General features: G+C 61.7%; 21 protein-coding genes and 1 pseudogene. 4 read left to right on the forward strand and 18 right to left on the reverse strand.

Annotated elements, in window-relative coordinates:
• From QZ653_RS01940 to purF, 6 genes and pseudogenes are all read right to left on the reverse strand, one after another.
• Positions 1–475: pseudogene (locus QZ653_RS01940) on the reverse strand (peptidase M23); the annotation flags it as partial.
• 61 nt (positions 476–536) lie between these two features.
• Complete coding sequence (locus QZ653_RS01945) at positions 537–1,178, reverse strand: protein-L-isoaspartate(D-aspartate) O-methyltransferase (protein WP_296417286.1); 642 nt, start codon at positions 1,176–1,178, stop codon at positions 537–539.
• Positions 1,178–1,963: a 5'/3'-nucleotidase SurE gene (surE, locus tag QZ653_RS01950; RefSeq protein WP_296417287.1), complete on the reverse strand. Its 786-nt coding sequence runs from the start codon at positions 1,961–1,963 to the stop codon at positions 1,178–1,180. The genes QZ653_RS01945 and surE overlap by 1 nt, the downstream gene beginning before the upstream one ends.
• A gap of 199 nt (positions 1,964–2,162) precedes the next feature.
• On the reverse strand, positions 2,163–2,801 hold the full coding sequence (locus QZ653_RS01955) for an SDR family NAD(P)-dependent oxidoreductase (RefSeq protein ID WP_296417288.1): 639 nt from the start codon (positions 2,799–2,801) through the stop codon (positions 2,163–2,165).
• A gap of 43 nt (positions 2,802–2,844) precedes the next feature.
• Entirely contained in the window at positions 2,845–3,090 is a 246-nt protein-coding gene (locus tag QZ653_RS01960; protein WP_296417289.1) for a hypothetical protein, read from the reverse strand.
• A 111-nt stretch (positions 3,091–3,201) separates the two neighbouring features.
• Positions 3,202–4,659, reverse strand: a complete 1,458-nt coding sequence (gene purF, locus QZ653_RS01965) for an amidophosphoribosyltransferase (RefSeq protein WP_296417431.1) — start codon at positions 4,657–4,659, stop codon at positions 3,202–3,204.
• Between the two features lie 170 nt (positions 4,660–4,829).
• On the opposite strand from purF, the gene QZ653_RS01970 reads away from it, so the two are divergent.
• Positions 4,830–5,279 (forward strand): hypothetical protein, encoded by a 450-nt coding sequence (locus QZ653_RS01970; protein WP_296417290.1) that lies wholly within the window; start codon positions 4,830–4,832, stop codon positions 5,277–5,279.
• A gap of 4 nt (positions 5,280–5,283) precedes the next feature.
• On the opposite strand, the gene QZ653_RS01975 is transcribed toward QZ653_RS01970, so the two are convergent.
• The 10 genes from QZ653_RS01975 to pyrC form a co-directional block, all read right to left on the reverse strand.
• The gene (locus QZ653_RS01975) at positions 5,284–5,844 is read right to left on the reverse strand and encodes a CvpA family protein (RefSeq protein ID WP_296417291.1); all 561 of its coding nucleotides are present in this window, start codon (positions 5,842–5,844) and stop codon (positions 5,284–5,286) included.
• Positions 5,845–5,880: 36 nt separating this feature from the next.
• On the reverse strand, positions 5,881–7,248 hold the full coding sequence (gene radA, locus QZ653_RS01980) for a DNA repair protein RadA (protein ID WP_296417433.1): 1,368 nt from the start codon (positions 7,246–7,248) through the stop codon (positions 5,881–5,883).
• Between the two features lie 101 nt (positions 7,249–7,349).
• Positions 7,350–7,802: a paraquat-inducible protein A gene (locus tag QZ653_RS01985; protein ID WP_296417292.1), complete on the reverse strand. Its 453-nt coding sequence runs from the start codon at positions 7,800–7,802 to the stop codon at positions 7,350–7,352.
• Between the two features lie 72 nt (positions 7,803–7,874).
• Positions 7,875–8,633 carry a DNA repair protein gene (locus QZ653_RS01990; protein WP_296417293.1) on the reverse strand — a complete coding sequence of 253 codons (759 nt, stop codon included), beginning with the start codon at positions 8,631–8,633 and terminating at the stop codon, positions 7,875–7,877.
• Between the two features lie 362 nt (positions 8,634–8,995).
• The gene (locus QZ653_RS01995; RefSeq protein WP_296417294.1) at positions 8,996–9,742 is read right to left on the reverse strand and encodes an ABC transporter ATP-binding protein; all 747 of its coding nucleotides are present in this window, start codon (positions 9,740–9,742) and stop codon (positions 8,996–8,998) included.
• A 91-nt stretch (positions 9,743–9,833) separates the two neighbouring features.
• A complete protein-coding gene (locus QZ653_RS02000; protein WP_296417295.1) occupies positions 9,834–10,610 on the reverse strand; it encodes an MlaE family ABC transporter permease in 777 nt (258 codons plus the stop codon).
• A complete protein-coding gene (gene alr, locus QZ653_RS02005) occupies positions 10,607–11,644 on the reverse strand; it encodes an alanine racemase (RefSeq protein WP_296417296.1) in 1,038 nt (345 codons plus the stop codon). Before alr ends, QZ653_RS02000 begins: the two co-directional genes overlap by 4 nt.
• 137 nt (positions 11,645–11,781) lie before the next feature.
• Positions 11,782–13,269: a replicative DNA helicase gene (locus tag QZ653_RS02010; RefSeq protein ID WP_296417297.1), complete on the reverse strand. Its 1,488-nt coding sequence runs from the start codon at positions 13,267–13,269 to the stop codon at positions 11,782–11,784.
• A gap of 213 nt (positions 13,270–13,482) precedes the next feature.
• Positions 13,483–14,157 (reverse strand): orotate phosphoribosyltransferase, encoded by a 675-nt coding sequence (locus QZ653_RS02015; RefSeq protein ID WP_296417298.1) that lies wholly within the window; start codon positions 14,155–14,157, stop codon positions 13,483–13,485.
• 69 nt (positions 14,158–14,226) lie between these two features.
• Positions 14,227–15,279, reverse strand: coding sequence for a dihydroorotase (gene pyrC, locus QZ653_RS02020; RefSeq protein ID WP_296417299.1), 1,053 nt, complete (start codon positions 15,277–15,279; stop codon positions 14,227–14,229).
• Positions 15,280–15,381: 102 nt separating this feature from the next.
• Here pyrC and QZ653_RS02025 point away from each other — a divergent pair, with 102 nt between their 5' ends.
• Positions 15,382–15,663, forward strand: coding sequence for a hypothetical protein (locus QZ653_RS02025; RefSeq protein ID WP_296417300.1), 282 nt, complete (start codon positions 15,382–15,384; stop codon positions 15,661–15,663).
• A gap of 13 nt (positions 15,664–15,676) precedes the next feature.
• On the opposite strand, the gene QZ653_RS02030 is transcribed toward QZ653_RS02025, so the two are convergent.
• Positions 15,677–16,615 carry a hypothetical protein gene (locus QZ653_RS02030; RefSeq protein ID WP_296417301.1) on the reverse strand — a complete coding sequence of 313 codons (939 nt, stop codon included), beginning with the start codon at positions 16,613–16,615 and terminating at the stop codon, positions 15,677–15,679.
• Positions 16,616–16,715: 100 nt separating this feature from the next.
• On the reverse strand, positions 16,716–17,936 hold the full coding sequence (locus QZ653_RS02035) for an acyl-CoA dehydrogenase (RefSeq protein ID WP_296417302.1): 1,221 nt from the start codon (positions 17,934–17,936) through the stop codon (positions 16,716–16,718).
• A 112-nt stretch (positions 17,937–18,048) separates the two neighbouring features.
• Between QZ653_RS02035 and QZ653_RS02040 the strand changes: the two genes are divergently transcribed.
• Together QZ653_RS02040 and QZ653_RS02045 are read left to right on the forward strand one after the other, a co-directional pair.
• Entirely contained in the window at positions 18,049–18,948 is a 900-nt protein-coding gene (locus QZ653_RS02040; protein ID WP_296417303.1) for an AAA family ATPase, read from the forward strand.
• Positions 18,949–19,018: 70 nt separating this feature from the next.
• Positions 19,019–20,290: a vWA domain-containing protein gene (locus QZ653_RS02045; protein ID WP_296417304.1), complete on the forward strand. Its 1,272-nt coding sequence runs from the start codon at positions 19,019–19,021 to the stop codon at positions 20,288–20,290.
• Positions 20,291–20,310: the final 20 nt, after the last annotated feature.

The raw sequence follows: 20,310 nt of genomic DNA on the forward strand, positions 1-20,310 counted from the left end.
TTTGTTCGCCCGCGCGTTCAATCGCGTCAGAGGCCAGCGTCGTCACATTCACCGCAGGTGGCTGAATGGGACCCGTGGTCACCGCGCCCGTCGCAGGTGAGGGTTCGGCCACGCGCGCGGGCAGGGCCACGATTTCATCGCGGCGCAGGGCCACATCGGCGTCCACGCCGTTGAAGGCGGCCAGTGCATTGGCGTCCAAATTCAGGCGGGTCGCGATCTGGCGGACGGTTTCGCCACGTTGGGCTACGACCACTTGATAATTGGGGTAGGAAATCACGCCACGGTCATCGGGTCGGGGCCGGTCAGCCAGGTTCTGGGCTGCGGCTGTGGTGTTAAAGCCACCGCCCAACCCCCTGAGATCACTGTCCAAATTCAGCGGGGTCAGGTTGAAATTCTCGTCGCAGGCGGCAAGGGCCAGCAGGGCCGTTGAGGCCAGACAGACGGACCGGATGCGGGATATGCTTTGGCGGGGCATTGGGGCTCACTCCTCAGAATGTCGGATCTTTTGCCCGACTTTGCAGCGTTATACCGCGAATTCAGTCTTTTCCCAAGCCCTCAAGCAAGGGGACGAAGCGCACTGGGCGAATTTCCTCATACTCGAACCCTGTGTCGGTGCGGCTGACGCGGATCAGTTGCTGGACGCTGTCCGATTGGCCCACGGGCAGGACCATGATGCCCCCCACCTTGAGCTGTGCCAAAAGCGGCCCGGGCGGGTCCTCGGCGGCGGCGGTCACAAGGATGCGGTCAAAGGGGGCCTGATCGGGCAGGCCGAAACTTCCGTCGGCGGTGAAGGCCGTCAGATTGGTGATGTCGAGCTTGGTAAAGATCGCGCGGGCATCGCGCATCAGCGTTTTGTGCCGGTCCACCGTATAAACGCGGCGCGCCAGATGGCTGAGGATCGCCGCCTGATAGCCCGAGCCTGTCCCGACCTCGAGAACCTTGTCGCGCGGTTGCACCTGCAAGGCCTGCGTCATCAAGCCAACGACCGACGGCTGGCTGATGGTCTGGCCGCAGGCAATGGGCAGGGGCATGTCGTCATAGGCGCGATCCGCGAAGTGGCCTTTGACAAACAGGGCGCGGTCCGTGCGTTCCATGGCCGTCAACACCCGCGCGTCCGTCACGCCCTTGGAGCGCAGCGCGAAAAGGAATTGCATCTGGCGTTCGGCTAGCGTGGACATCATGAGAGGCGTGTTTCGAGGTCTGACAAAAGATCATGGGCCGTCAAATCGGCACGCATGGGGGTGATAGAGGTGTAGCCGTCAAGGTTCGCGGTCACATCGGTGCCCGCGCCCGTTGGCACGTCTTGCGGGCCGCCTGTGACCCAAAGAAAGCGGCGGCCGTTGGGGGCCGTGACCGGTGTCATGCCGAACTTGGTGTCGCGGCGGAACCCTTGGGCAGCGACTTTGTGGCCTTTGACATCGCGGGCTGCCACGGGTGGGAAATTGACGTTGTAGAACACACGGTAGTCGTCCTGCGTCCAGATGCCTTTGTCCCAGATGGCGCGGACGGTGGCCGCACCATGGGCTGCTGCGGCCTCAAAGGGGTCCTCCAGATCCCGGTTGCCGGGGCCGAAGAACTGGCTCAGCGCAATGCCGGGCACGCCTTGCAATGCGGCCTCCATAATCGCGCCGATGGTGCCGGAATAGAGCGTGTTGTCGGCGGCGTTGTTGCCGCGGTTGACGCCGGACAGGATCAGATCGGGGGGCGTGTCTTTCATCACATCGTAAAGGGCTGCCAGCACGCAATCCGCAGGCGCGCCTTCCATGGCGAAGCGTTTGGGGCCGAATTCGGTGATCAACGAGGGGTGCGCGTAGCTGATGCAATGGCCGACGCCGGATTGTTCAAAGGCGGGGGCGACGGTCCAGACCTCTCCGTCGGGGCCCGCGACGGCGTGGGCGATGGCTGTCAGCGTGGCCAGACCGGGGGCATTGATGCCGTCGTCGTTGGTGATGAGAATGCGCATGATGTGCCCCTTTGTGGATGTGATACGCCAGCGGGTTTGGGCCGACAAGCGGGGGCGTGCAGTGCGCGCGCGGGCGTTGCAGGAAAGACTCTGACGGGCCGGGATTTGAGGCGGGCCGACCCTCCGGGGGGAGTTTTGTGGGCCAGATGAAGACAGGACGGGCGCAGTTCGCAACGGACGCGCGGCACGGCAGAAGGGGCTAGGCGAGGATGTCGGGCAGCAGGCGGGTGGCTTCGTCACGCGGGTCGGCGAGAGTGCTGCGATCTTCGCCGGGGAAGAACCGTGCGCGGGTGGCGCTGGACATGGGGTTCGGGTTCAAAATCTGCACCTGCGGACCGGTTTTGACCGTTTCGGCCTGCCATGACCGCGCGAGTGCGATCTGGGCGGCTTTGGTCGCCCCGTAGGAGCCGAAAAAGGCCGTGCCGCCCCTTGGATCGTCAAGGAATACGGCCTTGCCAACGGCACCCAAAAGGGGCGCCACATAGGAAATCAGACGCGATGTAGCGGTCAGGTTTACATCCGTCGATTTGCTGAAATCGGACGGGTTGACGTGGCTGGCGGGGGTCAGTGGAGCCGCGTGAATGGCGGCGTGGACCCACAGATCGAGGCTGCCCCAGCGATCAAAGATTGACCGGCACAGTTGCTGCATGGCGGCGTCCACGGTGATGTCCATGGGGGCCAAAGTGGCTTCGCCACCCAAAGCCTTGATCCGGTCGTCAAGGTCTTCGAGGGCGCCGGTGGTGCGGCCCACGGCGATGATGTGATGGGTGGGGGCCAGAGCCTCGGCCAAGGCTGCGCCGAGCCCGCGAGAGGCACCAGTGATCAATGCAGTTTTCATGGGCGTTCTTTAGGCGTGCGCGCGCGGTTTGGCAATGCGCGCCCTAGCCGATCACAAGGCGGTGTCTGGTCTGGCCATCGGCCACCATGGCCCAGCCGTCACCGGTGCCGATCAGGGTCAGCCCGTCTTGCGGCATGCCTTGATCCAGCATGATGTTGGTCCCGTCGCGGCGGATCAGGGCGCGCGCGCTGTCGTTGGATGTATAGATGCCCAAAAGGGTCAGCGGCCGGTTCAGGCCGGTGGCGGGTTCGGTCGCCGCACGGGCGGTTTCCGCGTTGGTGGTTGGCATTTTATCGCTCCGGTTTTGTCGTTTCGGAGGCGATTTATGGGCAATGCTGCGGGTGCAAAAGGGGGTGTGACGAAGCGTCAGTTTCTTTAGGCAAAAAGGGGCCGATCCGCGTTATTCGGCGGCGGTTTTCATCTCAAACCCCTGTTCGAGCATGTCCGCCGGCTTGACAGGATATTCGCCGGAGAAACATGCGTCACAGTATTTCGGCGCGGACGGGTCACGGCCCGTGGCTTCGCCGACAGCACGGTACAACCCATCGAGGGAGATGAATTTGAGGCTGTCGACACCCAGATGGTCACGCATTTCGTCCTCGGACATGGTGGCGGCCAGCAGCTTTTCGCGCTGGGGCGTGTCGACGCCGTAAAAGCACGGCCATGCGGTGGGGGGGGAGGCAATGCGGAAATGCACCTCAGCCGCACCGGCATCGAGGATCATATCCTTGATCTTGCGCGAAGTCGTGCCGCGCACCACGCTGTCGTCCACCAGTATGACCCGTTTGCCCTGGATCAGCGCGCGGTTCACGTTGAGTTTCAGGCGCACCCCCATGTTGCGGATGCTTTCCGTGGGTTCGATAAACGTGCGGCCCATGTATTGGTTGCGGATGATACCCATAGCGTAGGGAATGCCCGATTGCAGCGAATAGCCGATTGCGGCGGGGGTGCCTGAATCGGGCACGGGGCAGACCAGATCGGCCTCAACCGGGGCTTCTTTCGCCAGTTCGCGACCGATGTTTTCGCGGGTCTCATAGACGCTGCGCCCGCCAAGGATGCTGTCGGGGCGGCTGAAATAAACGTGCTCGAAGATACAGAACCGCGATTTGGCAGGACGGAAGGGATGGTGGCTTTGCACGCCTTTTTCCGTGATGACGACCATTTCGCCCGGTTCGATTTCACGAATGAAGGTCGCGTTGATGATGTCCAGCGCACAGGTCTCGGACGCCAGCACCCAGCCGTCGCCCAGCTGGCCCAGCACCAGCGGGCGCACGCCCAGCGGATCGCGGCAGCCGATCAGCTTGGTGCGGGTCATGGCGACGACGGAAAACGCGCCTTCGACCTTGCGCAGGGCTTCTTCCATGCGGTCGGGGATGCTGCGCCCCATCGACCGCGCCATCAGGTGGATGATACATTCGCTGTCCGACGAGCTTTGAAAGATCGAGCCGCGCTCAATCAGTTCTTTGCGCAACGCCATGGCGTTGGTGATATTGCCGTTGTGGGCAATCGCCGCCCCGCCCATGGAAAATTCGCCAAAAAACGGCTGCACGTCGCGGATCTGTGTCGCCCCTTTGGAGCCTGCCGTTGAATAGCGCACATGGCCGATCCCGATTGGGCCAGGCACGGTGGCCAGCGTGTCTTCGTCGGTGAAATTGTCACGCACCAGACCGAAACGGCGGGCGGAGTTGAAGCCCTGTTCGGGATCATGGGTGACGATGCCGCCTGCCTCTTGTCCGCGGTGTTGCAGGGCATGCAGGCCAAGGGCCACAACGGAGGCCGCATTGGCGACGCCGACCACTCCGAACACCCCGCATTCTTCCTTGAGCTTATCGTCGTCGAAGGGATGGGCGGGGGGCATTTGATCGCGCAGGGTCTGGGACACGTGGGGCAGCTCCGAATCCGGGGTGGCGTGTGAGGGCGTCTTAACCCGTTGTTACGATTCTGTCACGTCAGGATCGGCGGATTTGGGCTGGGCCTAGGTTCGGCAGATGATTAGGTTGATGCTGGGTGATAGTGAAGGGACAGCGGATGGTTGGTTTGATTGCAGCGGCAGCGATGGTGGCATCGTTTTTCCTGCCTTGGGTGGCTTTTTTCGGCACCGAATTGGGACCGGTCTATTTCTTTGATGAAAACGCCCCGCCCATGGGCGACTACCCGTGGCGGGTCTACGCCGTGCTGGCCAGCTTTGCCTTCGCGGCCTTGGCGGTTCTTTGCGTTGTTCTGCGCCGCCGGGCCGGTCTGGTCATGTTGATCGCAGGGGGCATTCCGGTGGGCCTGATCGCGGAGCCGATCCTGCGCGGTGTGGATCAGATACAGGATTTGCCGGTGGAGGTGCCCCGCGGCATCCCGGGCGGGGGCGATGTGCAGGGCGTCCTGGACACGGTGTCACAATACATCGCGATCGGCCTGCCGATGTATCTTATCGCGGCGTTTGTTCTGGTTCTGGCGGGTCTGGTCCGTCTGGTGCGCGGGACCTGAGCGATTATTCAGGGGCGCCGCAGCTGCCAACCAACTGTTCGTATTGAGTGGTGATCCAGCCCAAAGCAGCCTCGGGGTTCTGATTTTCGACCGAGCCGGTGAGGTTGGAGAACACAGCGATCGCGCGTGAGTTTTCGATCATTTCGATGTTCTGGGATTCAAGCACGGTTTGGTAGACAAAGAAGGCAACCGCGACCAGCAGGATGCCGCGCAAGGCACCGAACAGGAACCCAAGGCCCTGATCAAGGCCCCCCAGCACCGACCGCTGGATCAGCGACGAAAAGAGCGGTGTGAAAATCGACGCGATGACCAGCACCACGGCAAAGACGGCTGCAAAAGCGACAATGATGCTGAGTTCACAACTGTCGCCAATATAGCCGCCGACAACGGGGATCTGGCGGACCAGCGGCGTGACCTGATCGGCAAAGATAAACGCCACGATGGTGGCGATGACCCAGCCTGCAATCGCCAATGCCTCGCGCACAAAACCGCGGCTGTAGGCCAGCAAGGCAGACAGCACGATGATAAGGGCCACGACGCCGTCGATGATGGTAAAGTCAGCCATGGTATTCCCGATCTGCCCAAGGGCGCGTTGCTGGGGCTATCTGGCCCCGAAAACCTGTTCCACAAAGGTGTGAAGGTCCTGCATTTCGCGCACAGCCACACCCGCATCGCCGCCGCGCTTGGCGCGCACCGGCGTGATTGCGGAGGTAAAACCAAGTTTTGACGCCTCTTTCAACCGATTTTCGGTCTGCGGGGCAGGGCGCAGGCCGCCTGACAGGCTGATTTCGCCAAAAATGACACTTTCCTTGGGCAGGGCTGCGTCCTCACGGGCGGATATCAGCGCAGCGGCGACGGCCAGATCGGCGGCAGGTTCGCTGACACGCAGGCCGCCGGCCACATTCAGATACACATCAAGCCCTGTGAAGGGCACGCCCGCGCGGGATTCGAGAACGGCGAGGATCATGGCCAAACGCGAGCCATCCCAGCCCACCACAGTACGGCGTGGCTGGCTGTGGGGGGAGGGCGCGACAAGCGCCTGAAATTCGCACAACATGGGCCGCGACCCTTCGATGCCTGCAAAAACCACCGACCCCGGTGCCGGATCGCCGCGTTCGCTGAGAAACAGCGCAGAGGGGTTTTTAACCTCAGCCAGACCTTTGCCCGTCATCTCAAACACGCCGATTTCATCGGCAGGACCAAAACGGTTTTTGACTGCGCGCAGGATGCGGAACTGGTGGCCCCGTTCGCCTTCGAAATAAAGCACGGTGTCGACCATATGTTCGACCACACGCGGGCCCGCGATGGCGCCTTCTTTAGTGACATGGCCCACCATGACCACGGCAATGCCCCGCGATTTGGCAAAAGACGTCAGTTCGTGGGCCGCAGCGCGGACCTGAGAGACGGAACCCGGTGCGGCCTCAACCGTGTCGAGCCACATGGTCTGAATGGAATCGATGATGACGAAGTCGGGCTGTTCGGCCTCAAGCGTGGTCAGAATATCGCGCAGGTTGGTTTCGGAGGCGAGTTTGACTGGGCTTTCCGTCAGGCCCAACCGTCGCGCGCGCATCTGCACCTGAGAGGCCGATTCCTCACCCGAGATATAGAGCACCTTCAGCCCGTTGCGGGCAAACCGTGCAGCGGCCTGCAACAAAAGGGTCGATTTGCCGATGCCCGGATCGCCGCCGACCAGAAGGGCGGAGGCTTTGACAAGACCGCCGCCTAAGGTGCGGTCCAATTCGCCCACGCCGGATAGGGTGCGGGGCGGTTCCTTTTCAGTGGTGGCGAGGTCAGTGAGGGTGATTTCCTTGCCGCGGATGCCGCCCATGGCCTTTTTGGATTTGGGACCGGTGGACAGCGGCTTGACCTCTTCTATCGTATTCCATTCGCCGCAGGTGTCGCATTTGCCGGACCACTTGGTCGTGGCGGCGTTGCATTTGGAACAGATGAAGGTCGGATCTTTGGCCATGTTCTTGTTTTGGTCCTGTTTCGCGCCGGACGCAAGGGCGGTGAGCATGGCGTCGTCAGGATTTGAGTTTTTTTGGCCAGATGAAGGGGGACCGCCGCGATCTACCGGGGCTGTTTTGCCAGATGGCGGGCGGTGAGGATCGACACCGCGATGGAGCCTATGACGCAGGCGGTGAAGAGATAAAGGCCCCACCCACCCTCAACCGTAACACGGCCCGCGCCTTTGACGACCACCACATAAAGCGCGATGAGAAAGATGTCCGCCATAGCCAGTTTGCCCAGATAGCCCAGCACGGGCAGGGTTTTCGCCTTGAGCAGGTCAAAATGCACAAGGGCCAGGCCGATGGTCTTGAGGTAGGGCGCGAAGATGGCGAAGGCCGTGACAACCAAGGCTAGGAACACATCACTGGCCCAAAGCGATTGCACGCCCGAGATGACCGAGATTTCGTCCATCCCAAAGATCGGCAACAGGGCGGCGCGCAAAAGCGGGGCGAACCACGCGATGGGAAACAGGACAAGAAGCGACAGATTGGCTGCGCGAAGAAGGTTGAGCATGGCAGGGCCTTTGGTGTTCGGACCTTTGTTGCCCAAAGCAAAACGCCCCGCAAGTGCGAGGCGTCTGGAGTTTTATTCTGCTGCGGGCTTTTGCGGCATCGGGACGATTTCGGCACTGTCCTTGCCCAGGGTATAGCCCAGTCCCGGAAGGGTCGCCTCAAGCTGTTCTTCAAGCTGGCTGAGTTGGCTGGCGACGACGCTTTCTTCCAGTTCGACCTGTTGGGACCATTTCCGGATATCGCGCAGGTTGTGGTGTGCTTCGACGATGAGGGTTTGCTGACGCTCGACCTCTTCCTGACGTTGGCGCAGGAAGGTTTTGGCACGGGCGACCTTTTCGTCGTTGTAGATGTCGGCCAGTTCGCGGGACTGTTGGGACATTTGTGCCGCCAGTTCCATGATCTGGGGTTCAAGGCTGTCGAGATCGGGGTGGTCGCGCAGATAGGCGAGGCGTTCGCGCACGGCGTCGAATTCGGAACTCATTGAGAAGACGCCGGAGCGGTCGGCGGTGTGACAGACATGATAGGCGCGCGCGACGTCTTCCATCGACACCCGGAAATCACGGTGCGCGCGTTCCAGTGACATAACGCGACCGGCGCTGGGCATGAAAAAGAACAGCGATGCCAGAATGACCGTGATGACAATTTGCGTGATCATGCCCGCGTTGGGCACAGTGAAGTCCCCGAAGGTGGCCGTGAACGACAGCCACGGAACAACGCCGAATGCGGCGGCCACTGTGTAGGACAGGGCAGACAGGCCGATCAGAAAAATGACGACCAAGGATACCGAATGTAGGATGCGATGGCTGCGCGCCAGCAAAGACCGATCAGACACGTAAAACCCCCCAGGTTAGGTTGTATAGATCGTTAACCCCACTCTAGGCAAAAAGTTGCCTACCCCTAAGGGGAAAAACGAAAAAAGGGCGGCAAGGTCAGGAAAACCGGAAAGAAAACAAGGATTTGGTCCGCGTCGTTTCTTTTGCCGCGACAAAAATAAGTGCCGGATACCATTGTTCACATGGCCGCAGAGGCAAAGATGTCGCACACGTAAACCGCACGATCACAAGATGCTGCGCGAACGCGGATATGTGGAATTTCGCGGCGCAAACGGGGCGCGAATCAAGCGGACAAAGGGGATGGACCGTGGCGGGCGGTTGCACCCTTAGGCGATTGCCGCCCCTTTGGATAGGCTGGCGATTACCGGATGGCGGTCATCGGGCCGGTGCTGCGCCCGTTGATGAATTGCTGCAGATAAGGATCATCGGCCGTGTCCAGGGCCGCGCCTGGGCCGGTCCAACGAATGATCCCGTCGTGCAGCATCGCCACATCGTCAGCGATGGCGCGCACAGAGGACATATCATGGGTGATGGTGATGGCGGTGACGCCTAGGTCGGTCACGATGTCGCGGATCAGGTCATTTATGACGCCCGCCATGATCGGATCCAGTCCGGTGGTGGGTTCATCGAAAAAGATAATTTCGGGGTCGGCACAGATCGCGCGCGCGAGGCCCACACGTTTTTGCATCCCGCCCGAGAGTTCGGCAGGCAGGCGGTCGGCCACGTCGGCGGACAGGCCCACACGCCGCAGTTTGTCGAGGGCTATGGCGCGGGCCTCGGCGCGGGGGCGTTTGAGGGCGCCGCGCAGCAGACGAAAGGCCACGTTTTGCCAGACCGGCAAGCTGTCGAACAGGGCAGCCCCCTGAAACAGCATCCCGAACCGCGCGAGAAGGACGTCACGATCGGTTCGGGTGATGTCGGTGCCATCGACGGTGATGGTGCCGCGGTCAGTTGCAACAAGACCCAAAACGGATTTGATCAGCACCGATTTGCCGGTGCCCGAGCCGCCGATGACGACCATGGAGCGTCCTTTGCCAACGGTGAGGTTGACCCCGCGCAAGACCTTGTTGGGGCCAAAGGACGTGTGCACATTCTCAAGCGTGATCATCGCGCCGGTGTCCTTTCAGACGGGAGGGCAGAGATACGCGCCTTTCGCGGATGGGTGAACGGGTGTCGCATGACCGGTGAGCGGGGATGGATCATGCGGAAAAGAACGCCTCTGTCAGGATGAAATTCGCAGCGAGGATCAGAACGGCGGCGGCCACCACGCCGGATTTCGTGGCTTGGCCCACGCCCATGGCACCACGGGTGCTGTGCATTCCGTAGTAGCAGCCGACAAGGGCCGCGATGAACCCGAAGACCGCCCCCTTGACCAGACTGGACAAAATGTCCGTCACGGTCAGAAAATCGGCAGTGTTTTGCAGATAGGCCGCCGCGTTGAAGCCCAGCCGCTGCGTGCCCACCAGATAGCCGCCGAAAATACCGATGATGTCGCCCACGGCGACGAGGACCGGCATGACGAGGGTGGCCGCCAGCACGCGGGGCAGGGCGAGGTATTTCAGAGGATCGGTGGACAAGGTCACCAGCGCATCGATCTGTTCCGTGACCTTCATGGTGGCGATTTCGGCAGCGATGGAGGACGTGACCCGCGCCGCGATCATCAGGCCCACCAACACAGGCCCCAATTCGCGCACCATGCCGATGGCCACAATCTGGGGCACCACGGCTTCGGCCGAAAACCGCGCGCCGCCGGCGTAGATTTGCAAGGCCAGCGCGCCACCGGTGAAAAGCGCCGTCAGCCCCACCACCGGAAGGGAGAAAAAGCCGATCTGCACGAGGGCCGCGCCAAATTCGCGCCCGTAAAACGGGGGGCGCACCAGATGTGACAGCGTCTGCGCGGTGAACAGCACCAGCCTGCCGAGGGCCGCCAGACCCCCAAGGGTCGCCGCGCCGATCTGCGCCAGCGGCGCGGTCATCCGCCGGAATACCGGCGCTGGTATCGCGCCCCCAGCGAGGTCAGGATTTCATAGCCGATGGTGCCTGCACAGGCGGCCAGTGTATCGACAGTCTGGTCGGGGCCGAGGATGGACAAGGCTCCGGGCAGGTCGGGCAGGTCGGTCACATCAGCGGTGATCAGGTCCATGGACACACGCCCCACCACAGGGACCTGTTGCGCGCCGTGATAAAGATGTGCGCCTGCCCCCAATGCGCGGATCAGCCCGTCGGCGTAACCGCCTGAAACAGTGGCAATCTTGGACGGGCGCGGGGCTGTCCAGCTGTTGCCGTAGCCCACGGTCTCACCCTCCTCAACATCACGAATCTGGATCACGGGCAGGTCGAGGTAGGCGACCGGCTGTGCATCCGCAAAGGGGTGGCCGCCATAAAGGCCCACACCGGGGCGAACCATGTCGAAATGATACTCAGGCCCCAGCAAAATGCCGCCCGTCGCGGCGAGGGACCGTGGAACGGAAATCCCGTCCGTCATCAGGTGGAACTGGTCCAGTTGCTGGCGGTTCATCGGGTGGTCCGGTTCATCGGCGCAGGCCAGATGGGAGATCACCATGCGGCAGTTCTGCGACAAAGCGATTTCCGCCACGCTGGCCCATTCGGACATTTCCAACCCCAGACGGTTCATGCCGGTGTCCAGCTGGATGCCGAACGGGTGTTCCGGCAGGGCCTCAAGATGGCGGGTCAGCTGGCCCACGGTGTTGATCATCGGCGTCAGCATCATGTCACCGATCATGTCCGTATCGCCACGCATATGGCCCGAGAAGATGCAGATTTCCACGTTTGGACCAAGGGCCTGTCGCAGGATCGCGCCCTCTTCGGCGACAGCCACAAAGAACCGTTTGACGCCCGCCCGCATCAGCGCGCGCCCGACCTTACCCGCACCCAGACCATAGCCATCGGCCTTGACCACGGCGGCAGTTTCAGCGGTGCTTAGGGCATCCAGCGCGCGCCAGTTTGTGACCAGCGCCTCCAGATCGACATTAAGAAAACCAGTAGACATGGGCGCGTTTGTGACAGGGGCGGATGGGTGCTGCAAGGGGCTGCGTGGGTTTGGCGGGACGGCACCCGATTTCGGGGGCGGACTCAGGTATTTTTGAACCAGAGAACCGGGGCCGCGCGGCAGAGCTGCAAGGGACCCTAGAAGTCCTGATCGCTGCCTTGCTGCCACGGTTTCACAAGGTTTCCGAAGCGGGTGAATTCCGGTGTGAAGCTGAGTTCGACCGTGCCGATGGGGCCGTGACGTTGTTTGCCGATGATGACCTCGGCCTTGCCAAACAGGCTGTTCATCTTGTCCTGCCAGACGGCCATGGCCTCAAGGTTGCTGTCATCGGGTTTTTCGCGTTCGACGTAGTATTCGCCACGGTAGACGAACATGACGACGTCGGCGTCTTGTTCAATCGAGCCGGATTCGCGCAAGTCGCTGAGCTGCGGGCGCTTGTCTTCGCGGCTTTCGACCTGACGCGAAAGCTGGGACAGGGCAATGACGGGGATGTTGAGTTCCTTGGCAATGGCCTTGAGGCCCATGGAAATCTCACCGATTTCCTGCACGCGGTTGTCGGACGTGCCGCGCACCAGTTGCAGGTAGTCCACAATCAGCAGGTCCAACCCGTGGGTCCGTTTCAGACGGCGGGCACGGGCGGCCAACTGGCTGATGGGGATGGCGGCGGTGTCGTCGATGAACAGCGGGCAGGCCTCAAGCTGTTTGGCGGCGTCCACAAAGCGGCGGAATTCGCCTTCGGTCATGTCGCCCTGACGGATTTTGTGGCTGGAGATTTCGGAGGCTTCGGCAAGGATACGGCCCGCCAATTGTTCGGCCGACATCTCAAGCGAGAAAAAGCCCACGACACCGCCATCGACCGCCCCTTCGGACCCGTCGGGCATTTTGCCTTTGCGGTAGGCTTTGGCCACGTTGTAGGCGATGTTTGTGGCAAGCGAGGTCTTCCCCATGGACGGACGACCGGCGAGGATCAGAAGGTCGGATTTGTGCAGGCCGCCCAATTTGCCGTCCAGATCAATCAGGTCCGTGGCCACACCGGCCAGCCCGCCGTCGCGCTGATAGGCGGAGTTGGCGACGTTGACGGCTTCGGTCACCGCCTTGAGGAAGGACTGAAAGCCGCCCTCGGACGTGCCTTGTTCGGCCAGTTTATAAAGCGCCTGTTCGGCCTCGACGATCTGTTCCTTGGGCTCGGACGCCACATCGACCTTGGCGGCTTTGGTGGCGATGTCCTGGCCCACGGTGATCAATTCGCGGCGCACGCTGAGGTCATAGATCATCTGCGCATAATCGCGCGCGGCAAAGGCGGAAATCGCGGCACCGGCCAGACGCGCCAGATAGGCGGGGCCGCCCAGTTCTTTCAGGCCCTCGTCGTCTTCAAGAAACGCCTTGAGCGTCACCGGCGAGGCGAGGTTGTTTTTGGCGATGCGGGCGGCTGCGGTCTCAAAAATGCGGGCATGCACGGGATCGTAGAAATGATCCGGCCCGACGATGGAGGCCACGCGGTCGAAGATGTCGTTGTTGGTCAGGATCGCGCCCAGCAGTTGCTGTTCGGCTTCGATGGAATGGGGGGCGTTGTCGACATTGGCCTCGGTCGTGCCCGATGCGTTGAAGGTCGTGATCTCATTCATGGCCTGTCCCCTTTGTCGTCGCGATGCCTGATTGCCCTGACGCGTCCCACTGCGGAGTTGTGTGATACAAAGCCGACCGGTGCTGCGCAAATTGTATAAAGCTGTGGATAGGCTGTGGGCGCCATTGTGCCACAAAATATGGCCTGCGGCTAGGGGCTGCAGGCCATATGTTGCGGTATGGCGGGCTTTTGCGCCTTAACTATTTCTTAAACTTTATGCGTGTGCTGCCGACCAGCCTGCCGGGTCCCTCAGGTAGGCTTCGACTGCATCCAGGGTCGCGGCATCAAAGGATTCGGATGTCTTCGCCTCGGCCAGAACATCCCACCACGTGCACAGATGCAAAAGCTGCACGCCGTGATCGGCCAGCGTCTGTTCGACCCCTTCAAAGATGCCGTAAAAGAAGATGACGGCAGTGGCGTTGCAGGTCGCACCGGTGTCGCGGATGGCGTCGACGAAGGACAGTTTCGATCCGCCATCGGTGGTCAGATCCTCGACCAGCAACACCCGCTGGCCTTCGGTCATGACCCCTTCGATGCGCGCATTGCGTCCGTATCCTTTGGGTTTCTTGCGCACATAGGTCATGGGCAGGGCCAGACGTTCCGCCATCATCGCGCCGAAGGGAATACCGGCGGTCTCACCGCCTGCGACATTGTCAAAGGCTTCAAACCCCACTTCGCGCATGGTGGTGATGGCCAGAAAATCCATCAAGGTGGTGCGGATGCGCGGAAACGAAATCAGTTTGCGGCAATCCACGTAGGTGGGGGCCTTTTTGCCCGACGCATGGGTGAAGGGCTCGGTCGCGTTGAAATCAATCGCGCCGATCTCGATCAGCATCCGGGCGGTCAGTCGCGCAATTTCGGCCTTGTCGGGATAGGAGGTGGGGATCATGGGCTGTGTGCTTTCTTCATCTTGGCAAATACAACTCCCGCCGGAGGCCACAAAATTATATAATTTTGTTTACGCTTCAACGGACCAGTGCAGCGGGAAGCCGGGGTCGAAGACAGTCACGGGGCCGTCGCCGGTTTCAACTTGGGCGGGATAGGTGACGGGGGCGCCGCGGGTCAGGGTGATGGTGTCCTCATTCGGGGCCAGCCCGTAGAACCTCGGGCCTGCAAGGGAGGTAAAGTTTTCCAGCTTGTCGAGCGCACCGGCCACGTCAAACACCTCGGCCAGGCAGGACAGGGTGTTGGGCGCGGTAAAGCAGCCCGCGCAGCCGCAGGGCAGGAACTTGTTGGCATCCGTGTGCGGCGCTGAATCCGTGCCCAGAAAGAACCGTTTGTCGCCGGAGATCGCGGCAGCCACCAGCGCGATGCGGTGCTTTTCACGTTTGGCCACGGGCAGGCAGTAATAATGGGGTTTGATGCCGCCGGCCAGAATGTGGTTGCGGTTGATAATCAGGTGGTGCGTCGTGATCGTCGCCGCCAGATTGGCGCGGCTGTCGCGGACGTAGTCCACGGCATTTTCCGTCGTCACATGTTCCATGATGATCTTGAGGTCGGGGACCTTTTTGCGGATCGGTTTGAGCACGCGGTCGATGAACACGGCCTCACGGTCGAAAATGTCGACCTCGGGATCGGTGACTTCGCCGTGCACACACAGGGGCAGGCCAATGTCGGCCATGCGTTCCAGCACGGGGCGGACCTTGTCGAAATCCTTCACGCCGGAGGCAGAGTTCGTCGTGGCCCCCGCGGGATAGAGCTTCACCGCCGTGATGATGCCGTCCGCATGGGCCTGCGCCAGATCGTCCGGATCGGTGTTTTCCGTCAGATAACAGGTCATCAAGGGGCGGAACGTGCTGCCATCCGGCAGGGCGGCCATGATCCGGTCGCGGTAGGCGCCCGCCTGTGCGCCGGTGACCACAGGGGGCACCAGATTGGGCATGATGATGGCGCGGGCGAAATGGGCCGCAGTCATCGGGGCCACGGCGTGCATCATGGCACCGTCCCGCAGGTGCAGGTGCCAGTCGTCGGGGCGGCGGATTGTCAGGCGGTCTGGGCTGATCTTGGGCATATCCCCGCCTTACACCGCCTGAGGGAAACTGGGAAGAGGGTTCCCCCTTGCATGACGCGCCTCGTTGCTGATGATGGCATCAGCCAAAAGGGGACGAAGAACATGCTTGGATTTATCATTGCCGTGATTGCAGGGGCCGTCACCCCGATGATTGAAACACCTGCGGCGCGGCCCGTGGCGCGCGCACTGGGCGAAAATATCGAGATTCAGGACGGCGAAATCCGCCTCATTGCTTTCATGATTGCCATGATCGGCGCCGCCATCTTGTGCATGATCTTTGACAGCGGTTCGGCGCTGGGCCTGATGGTCGGCGGAAGTCTGGGCTATTTCGGGATGCGTCTGGTGCGGTGGGTGCAGCGCATCATCGAAGGCCGCCGCGACTGAAACAGACATGGTGTCAGGGCGCGATGCCCTGCGCCTCCAGCTCGGCCAGCTTTTGCGCAAACAGAGGTCTGTTCGCGTCCTCCACCATAGCGCGGCATAAACGTGCCAGCAGACGCGGATGGGTGCCGTCCTCATCCAGTTTCCCGAAAAGCGTCCGGACGTATTTGAGGTTGTCCTGACGGGCACGCCACAGATGGGCAAAGCCCAGATGCGTCAGGTCACCGGACATGGCCTGTTCGACCAGATCGGTCCAGATGCCAATGCCCATCAGGGACCGGTCTGCACGGTCCCCCAGATGCGGACAGCTGAGATGATGGATATTGTCGCCCTGAAACAGGGAGGCATGAACCGCGTCCTCGACGACCTGCGGATCGTGGATAATCCAGACATCGCTGGCCGTTTCCACCATCTGCGGCGCATATCCATAGCGGCTGGTAAAATCGAGGCGGCGTGCCGTGGGGAACCGTCTGTCCCATCCGGCGCGGGCCACATCCAGCGTGGCCTGCGGCTGGATCGCCAGCACCCGCGCATCGGGTGCCGCCACCGAAAAGGCCGCCGCCGCGTATCCGCCGGGACCGGCGCCGTAAAACAGGATGCGGTCGAAATCATCGAAAAATCCGTCGTCAATCATCCGGTCGAAAAATCCGAAGATGGCCGGATGGCGGAACCAGTCATCCACGTGTTCGCACAGGACCGTCAGGCTGGACCAGCCGTGGCTTTGCACGAAAGACCACCCCAGCGGGGCACAATCGGCCTGCGCGTTCTGAATAGCGGAGGCGGACTCAAAGCTGACAAGCAATGTGCGTCCCGCTTCGACAAATGCCGCAGAATAACGGGGGCCGACGGGTTCGAAAAACCCGTATTCCTCGCTCACAGTTTCAAGCGTTTCGGCCCATGTCTGTCCATCCAGGCCGGACAGGTCATATTGGAAACCAGCAGATATATCTTTCATACTACATACTCTTACGTCGTGTGATCCCACTCACAAGATAGCCTTTTGGTCAGGGAATGGGGCAGAAATACGCGGCAGGTGCGTTGTTTTCGCGAAGACGTCAGAAGAACGCCTGAAGGCCGGTTTGGGCCCGCCCGAGGATCAACGCATGCACGTCGTGGGTGCCTTCGTATGTGTTGACGGTCTCAAGGTTGACCATGTGGCGCATCACGTGGAATTCGTCCGAAATCCCGTTCCCGCCATGCATATCCCGCGCCGCGCGCGCCACATCCAGCGCCTTGCCGCAGTTGTTGCGTTTCATCATCGAAATCATCTCGGGCGCGGCGGTGCCCGCCTCCATCAGGCGCCCCAGTTGCAAAGACCCTTGCAGGCCCAGCGTGATTTCCGTCTGCATATCTGCCAGTTTCTTTTGAAACAGCTGCGTTTGCGCCAGTGGTTTGCCGAATTGTGTGCGGTCCAGCCCGTATTGCAACGCCGCGTGCCAGCAAAATTCAGCCGCCCCCATAACCCCCCACGAGATGCCATAGCGCGCGCGGTTCAGACAGCCGAATGGTCCCTTAAGGCCCTGCACATTGGGCAACAGGGCGTCTTCGCCGACCTCAACCCCGTCCATCACAATCTCACCGGTGATCGAGGCGCGCAGCGACAGCTTGCCGCCGATCTTGGGCGCGCTGAGGCCGGACATGCCCTTGTCCAGAACAAAGCCCCGGATTTTGCCGTCATGGTGATCCGACTTGGCCCAAACCACAAAGACATCCGCAATCGGCGCATTCGAAATCCACATTTTCGATCCGGTGATCTTGTAGCCATTGGCGGTTTTGACAGCCCGCGTCTTCATCCCCGCAGGATCGCTGCCTGCGTCCGGTTCGGTCAGCCCGAAACAGCCGATCAAATCCCCCGACGCCAGTCCGGGCAGGTATTTCCGGCGCTGGTCTTCGGACCCGTAGGCGTGGATCGGATACATCACCAGCGACGATTGCACCGACATCATCGACCGGTATCCGCTGTCGACCCGCTCAATCTCACGCGCCACAAGGCCGTATGTCACATAGCCCGCGCCCAGCCCGCCGTAGTCTTCGGGAATCGTCAGCCCCAAAAGCCCCGCATCGCCCATCTGCTTGAAAATGGCAGGGTCCGTGGCCTCCTCGCGGTAGGCGTCCTTGACGCGCGGCTGCAAGCTGTCTTGCGCAAAGGTCCGCGCCGCATCGCGCAACATGCGTTCATCTTCGGTCAGCTGGTCTTCAAGACGCAGGGCATCGGACCAGTCAAAGGCAGCCAGATCGGGGCCGAAGCCGGTCTTGATGGGGGACACATCGGTCATAAGATTGCTCCATTCGGGTTCATTTGAACTTACCCGCTGCCGCAGCGGGCCACAATGCGCGGCTTGACGCGGTGGGTCTGGGATGCAGCTATGGTCGGGAGAGGATGGCCAGATGCATTCAATTGATGATGTCCAAACAGCATTGGCGCAGGAAGGCTACGTCTGCGGCCGCGCCCTTGCGACGGTGGTGTTTTTGTCCCGCGCGCTGGGCCGCCCCTTGTTTCTTGAAGGTGAGGCCGGCACCGGCAAAACCGAAATCGCCAAAGCGCTCGCGGCCTCTCTGGGGCGCGATCTGATCCGGCTGCAGTGCTACGAAGGTCTGGACGCAGCCTCTGCCGTGTACGAATGGAACTTCGCCGAACAGATGATCGCCATCCGCACGGCAGAGGCCGCAGGCGGGGCGGACCGCAACGCGCTGAAATCCGAACTTTTCACCGAAGACTACCTGATCGCACGTCCGCTGCTGCAGGCCATGCGCCCCAACCCCAAAGGCGCGCCTGTCCTTCTGATTGACGAGATCGACCGCACAGATGCCCCGTTTGAGGCGTTCCTGCTCGAAGCGCTCAGCGATTTTCAGGTCACGATCCCCGAATTGGGCACCATCAAAGCGCCCGAACCGCCGCTGGTCATCCTGACGTCCAATCGCACCCGCGAAGTTCACGACGCCCTTAAACGGCGGTGTTTGTACCACTGGGTCGACTACCCCACCTTTGATCGCGAAATGGACATCCTGACCGCGCGGGTGCCCGATGCCGCACGCGACCTCAGCCGCGAGGTCGTGGCCTTTGTCCAACGATTGCGCGGGGAGGATCTGTTCAAGACCCCAGGTGTGGCCGAAACCATCGACTGGGCGAAATGCCTGCTGGCGCTGGATGTGATCACCCTGTCGCCTGAAGTGATCAGCGACACCTTGGGCGCGATCCTGAAATACCAAGACGACATTCAGGCGCTGCAAGGCTCGGCTGCCAAACGTCTTTTGGATGAGGCCCGCGCGGATCTGGCGACGGGATGATGTTTCTCTGGTTCCAAAATACCTCGGGGGAGGCCGCAAGGCCGGGGGCAGCGCCCCCCTCCGACGCCTTATGACATACCCCGACCTACCCCTGCCGGATGACCCCAGCCTTGCACGCAATATCACCCATTTTGCCCGTGCCCTGCGCCGCGCGGGCCTGCCCATTGGGCCGGGTCGCGTCCTTGACGCGGTTCGGGCCGTTCGGGCCGCGGGCTTCACCAAACGGGCGGATTTTTTCTATACGTTGCAGGCCTGTTTTGTGAACCGCCCCGACCAGCGCGCCGTCTTCGCCCAGACCTTCCGGCTCTATTGGCGCGACCCGCAGTATCTGGAACATATGATGTCCCTGCTGATCCCGCAGGTGCAGGGCCTCAATGAAGATCGCCCACCGGAGCCTGCGGAAAAACGCGCGGCTCAAGGTATTCTGGATGCCCCGCCACCCATCACCCCGCAGGACGCCGAAGAGACCGAGATTGACATCGACGCCTCCCACACGATGTCCACGCAGACCCAGATCAAGACCCTCGATTTCGAACAGATGAGCGCGGATGAAATGGCCCGCGCGCGGCGCATTCTGTCCACCCTGCGCCTGCCAGTGAAACCTCTCCCCTCGCGCAGGACGCGCGGCGGGGCGGGGGCCTTGCCCGATTGGCGCCAGACCCTGCGGGCGGCAAACCGGCAGGGCGGGGAGGTGACCAAATTCATGACCCGTGCCAAACGCACCCAGCCGCCCAATCTGGTGGTGCTCTGCGATATATCGGGCTCCATGTCCGCCTATTCCCGCGCGGTGCTGCATTTCATCCACACGGTGTCGAACCAGCGCGGCGCGGGCTGGGGGCACATCCACGCCTTCACTTTCGGCACCCATCTGACCAACATCACGCGCCATCTGCGCACCCGCGACGTGGACGCGGCACTGGCCGCAGCAGGTGCACAAGCCCAAGATTGGGAGGGGGGCACACGCATCGGGGCGTGTCTTGACCGGTTCAACCGCGACTGGTCACGGCGGGTGTTGGGGCAGGGGGCGGTCGTGCTGCTGATCACCGATGGGCTGGACCGCGATGATGCGGGTCTTTTGTCCGGTGCCATGCAGCGGCTGTCGCGGACCGCACGGCAGGTCATATGGCTCAACCCGCTTATGCGCTGGGCGGATTTCGCGCCCAAAGCACGCGGCATTCAGGCGATGCTGCCCTATGTGGACAGCTTTCGCGCAGGTCACAACATCGCCTCCCTCGAAGGGCTGGCGGCGGCCATGGCGGACCCGACTGACGCGGGCGACAAGGCCCGCATGATGGCGATGATGCGCGAACAATCTGACGTGATGGGTGGCAAAGGAGCGTAAGGCACCCTAAGTAAACGCAT

This window comes from Pseudooctadecabacter sp. (genome assembly GCF_020627745.1).
Classification (GTDB): Bacteria; Pseudomonadota; Alphaproteobacteria; order Rhodobacterales; family Rhodobacteraceae; genus Octadecabacter.